The sequence below is a fragment of the Roseateles sp. P5_B10 genome (assembly GCF_056400485.1).
In genome coordinates this window covers 1-4,092 of the sequence record NZ_JBFULE010000477.1, presented here as the reverse complement: position 1 = coordinate 4,092, position 4,092 = coordinate 1, and the positions used below count along the sequence as shown (strand labels likewise).

The 4,092-nt window shown below is 69.3% G+C and carries 4 protein-coding genes; all 4 read left to right on the top strand.

Features of this window, described 5'->3' with window-relative positions; translation table 11 throughout:
• A partial coding sequence (locus AC1DU6_RS22240; protein ID WP_477859661.1) for a sigma-70 family RNA polymerase sigma factor occupies nt 1-715 on the top strand: 715 nt, incomplete at its 5' end.
• Between the two features lie 12 nt (nt 716-727).
• On the top strand, nt 728-1,555 hold the full coding sequence (locus tag AC1DU6_RS22235; protein ID WP_477859659.1) for a cupin domain-containing protein: 828 nt from the start codon (nt 728-730) through the stop codon (nt 1,553-1,555).
• Nucleotides 1,556-1,664: 109 nt separating this feature from the next.
• Nucleotides 1,665-2,033: a hypothetical protein gene (locus AC1DU6_RS22230; RefSeq protein WP_056198000.1), complete on the top strand. Its 369-nt coding sequence runs from the start codon at nt 1,665-1,667 to the stop codon at nt 2,031-2,033.
• A 119-nt stretch (nt 2,034-2,152) separates the two neighbouring features.
• Nucleotides 2,153-4,092: S46 family peptidase (locus AC1DU6_RS22225; protein WP_477859656.1), on the top strand; the 1,940-nt coding region annotated here is incomplete at its 3' end.

The window sequence follows — 4,092 nt, the reverse complement described above, 5'->3', positions numbered from 1 at the left end:
CATGACCCTGCCACACCCCACCGAAGCTGTCGACGAGCCACCCAATCCGGCGCTGCTGTTCGACGACGTCGAGCTGCCGGACGCCGATATGGAAGAGGGCGGTGCCATCGAGGCCGCCGCCGCCAAGCCCGGCTGCCCTTCGCTGGACGACGCCCAGCTTGCCGCCTGGATCGAGGGCATCGTCGACCACGACGAGCGCGCGTTGCTGGCCCTGTATGAAGCGACGCTGTCGCGCGTCTACGGTCTGGTGCTGCGGTTGGTACGCCGCAGCCAGCTGGCTGAAGAAGTGGCCGAGGAGGTGTTTTTCCAGGTCTGGCGCCAGGCGCCGCGTTTTGACCCTGAGCGCGGTCGGCCGTTGACCTGGCTGTTGGGCATGGCCCGCTCGCGCGCCATCGACGCGATCCGCCGCGAGGCTCGCTTCCAGCATGAGGAGCTCGACGAAGAGAGCGTGCCGTTGTCGGCGCCCGCGGCCGAGTCCGGCGACGAGCTGCTGTCCGTGGCCCAGGGCCATGCCGAACTGCATCGCGCCCTGCTGCTGCTCAAGCCCCAGCCGCGCCAGCTCGTCGCGCTGGCCTTCTTCAATGGCCTGTCGCATGAAGAGATCGCCAGCCAGACCAGCCTGCCGCTGGGCACCGTCAAATCCCAGATCCGCCGCGCCTTGATCACACTGCGCGAGGCCTTGGGCGACACTGGCGCGCATGCGCTGCCGGCCTGAAGGGAGGACGCCATGACGACGCTGCCCCCTACCTCCAAATCCGCCCCCGAATCCAGCCCCGAATCCGATGCGGGTGACGACATGACGCCGTTGCTCAGTGAACCCTTTGCAAGCGCCTGGGCGGCCCCCGCGTCGCCCGGCCGCCTCGGTGAACGCCTGAGCGGCCGCCTGCAGCAATCGCTCGACGCCGAGCGCGGCATGGTCACCGTGCGCCGTCGCCGCACCGAGCCCGAGGCGCTGGCCGACGGCGTCCATCAACGCTGGCTCTACCGTGCCCCCGAGGGCCAGGCGTTGCGCCCGGGCGAACCGCGTGCGGCCCGCGTCATCGAGCTGCAGCCCGGCGCCCGCCTGGACCTGGCCGCTGCCGGCGCACGCGAATTCCTCGTCGTGCGCGGCAGCGTCGATGTGGATGGCGAGCTTCTGGGGCTGCGCGACTTCCTGCTGCTGCCCGCCGGCAATACGCCGCAGCTCGCCACCCGCGATGGCGCCCATGTCTTCGTGCGCGAGGCCGAGGGCCACGCCAGCGAGCGCACGCTGGTGCGCGACGCCGAGGCCGGCTGGCCCGAGTTCGCGCCCGGCATCCGCCGGCGCGTGCTGTGGGCGGGCGGCGGCCAGGCCGCGCTGCTCTACCGTGYCGACCCCGGCGCCAGCGTGCCCGTGCACAGCCACGGCCATGACGAGGAATGCCTGATGGTGCAGGGCGAGCTCTTCCTCGATGACGTCCTGCTGCAGCAAGGCGACTACCAACTGGCCCCCGCGGGCACCGGCCACCGCATCACCGAGACTGACACGGGCGTCATCATCTACGCGCACGGCGATCTCGACCTGCAGTTCACTTGAGCGGCATCAGCGCGGACAAGCCCGGTCTTTTCGGGCTTTATCCGGTCTTTGTTTTGCCGAGGCCCCGGCACGATGGCAGCCATCACAGCCAAGCTGTCCGAGGCCCGTCATGCTCATCCCGCTGCACCTGATCCCCATCCCCGCCGACGAACCCCGCGGCCTGGGCGACCCGGGTCATGCCTGGAGCGGCCTGAAGATCGCGCAGGGCGTCAATCTCGGCGACATCCGCGCTCTCGGCCTGACGGTGGCGGGCGCCACCAGCGGTCCGGTCAACAGCCGCGACCTGCTGCGCTTTGGCCAGCTGATGAACGATGCCGGCCTGGCCATCAACCCGACGCGCATGCTCTACGACCGCCAGTACGCCTACGAGCGCCTGGCCGACGGCCACGCCAGCGACCACCCCGGCCTGCGCGAGCTGGCGTTGGACCTGTTCGAGGCTTATCAATCCGCCGGCGAATGGATCGGTATGACGCATTGAGGGGCTGACCGTCCCCTGATCGCGGGGCTTCCCGCCAGCCGAAGCCTGCCTTTCCTCACCCCGGGGATTTGCCGCCCCCGAGTTACCCTCGCGGTTTCGTCTTTTTGCCGAACCGCTCCATGACACGTCACTCCCTTTCGCTGCTGGCCCTCGCGGCCCTGGCCGCAGCCACCGCCCATGCCGACGAAGGCATGTGGATGCCCAAGCAACTGCCGCAGATCGCCAAGAGCCTGAAGGCTGGCGGTTTGGCCATGGACCCGGCCAAGCTCAAGGATCTGACCGACTTTCCGATGGGTGCCGTGGTGTCGCTGGGTGGCTGCACGGCCAGCTTCGTGTCGCCCCAGGGCCTGGCGGTGACCAACCACCACTGCGCCTACGGCAGCATCCAGTACAACTCCAAGCCCGACCGCGACCTGCTGAAGAACGGCTTCTACGCCGCCACGCTGGCCGATGAACTGCCCGCCGCGCCCGGCAGCCGCATGTGGGTGACCGTGGACCTGAAGGACGTCAGCGCCGAGATCCTCAACGACAAGACCCGCGCCCTGACCGGCAAGGCCCGCACCGACGCCATCGAGGCGACCGAGAAGAGCCTCGTGGCCGCCTGTGAGGCCGACAAGGGCCACCGCTGCAACGTCTACGCCTTCTTCGGCGGCCTGCAGTACCAGCTCATCAAGCAGCTCGAGATCCGCGACGTGCGCCTCGTGCACGCGCCGGCCACCGGCGTGGGCCTGTTCGGCGGCGACGCCGACAACTGGGTCTGGCCGCGCCACACCGGCGACTACAGCTTCTACCGCGCCTATGTCGGCCCGGACGGCAAGCCGGCCGAGTTCAGCAAGGACAACAAGCCCTATCTGCCCAAGCATCACCTGAAGATGGCGAGCAGCCCCCTGAACGCCGGCGACTTCGTCATGGTGGCCGGCTACCCGGGCCGCACCGACCGCCACCGCCTGCCCACCGAGGTCGACTTCGCCTTCGGCTGGCAGCAGCCCACGCAGGCCCGCGTGATGGGCGAGGCCATCGACCTGATCAAGGCCGAGACCGCCGGCCGCCGTGACGGCGAGATCAAGATGGCCGCGCGCATGCAGGGCCTGCAGAACTACTACAAGAACCTGCAGGGCCAGCAGCAGAGCTACGACGGCAGCGACATCCTGGCCCGCAAGAAGGCCGAGTTCGACAAGCTCAAGGCCTGGGTCAACGGCTCGCCAGAACGCAAGGCCCGCTATGGCGCCGATGTCGCCGCGGCGCAAAGCCTGCTGGCTGAGCGCGAGGCCATCACGCGCGCCGAGCTGCTGGCCAATTTCATGACGCCCGCCCTGCTGACTTCGGCCCGCCAGCTCTACCTCGTGGCRCAGGAGCGCGCCAAGCCCGATGCCGAGCGCAAGTCCGGCTACCAGGAGCGCGACCTGCCGCGCCTGCGCGCCGCCCAGCAGACGCTGGACCGCCGCTACGACGAGCAGACCGACAAGCGCCTGGCCTCGCACTTCCTGGCCCAGTACCTGGCCCAGCCGGCCAACACGCTGAACCCGGCCTGGGTGGATGCATACGGCCTCAAGACTGGTCAGGACGAAGCCAGCATCCGTGCCCAGCTGGACAAGCTCTACGCGGGCAGCAAGCTCTCCGACACCGCCGTGCGCATGGCCTGGCTGGACAAGGACGTGGCGGCCTTCAAGGCCAGCGACGACGCCTTCATCAAGGCCGCCGTCGCGCTGTACGACGATGACCGCCGCCTCGAGAACCGCGACAAGGAACTCGGCGGCAAGCTGCAGAAGGCCTATGCCGGCGTGCAGCAGGCCATGATTGACTACCACGCCAGCCGCGGCGAGGCCGTCTACGCCGATGCCAACAGCACGCTGCGCATCAGCTACGGCAAGGTCGAGGGCCGCAACCCCGGCACCGACGGCAGCACCTGGACGCCGTTCACGACGCTGCGCGGCATCGTCGCCAAGCACAAGGGCCCCGACGAGGCCGGCGGCGAGTTCAACGCGCCCGCCGAGCAGCTCGCCGCCATCAAGGCGCGCAACTTCGGCAAGTACTACGTGAAGGGCCTGGACTCGGTGCC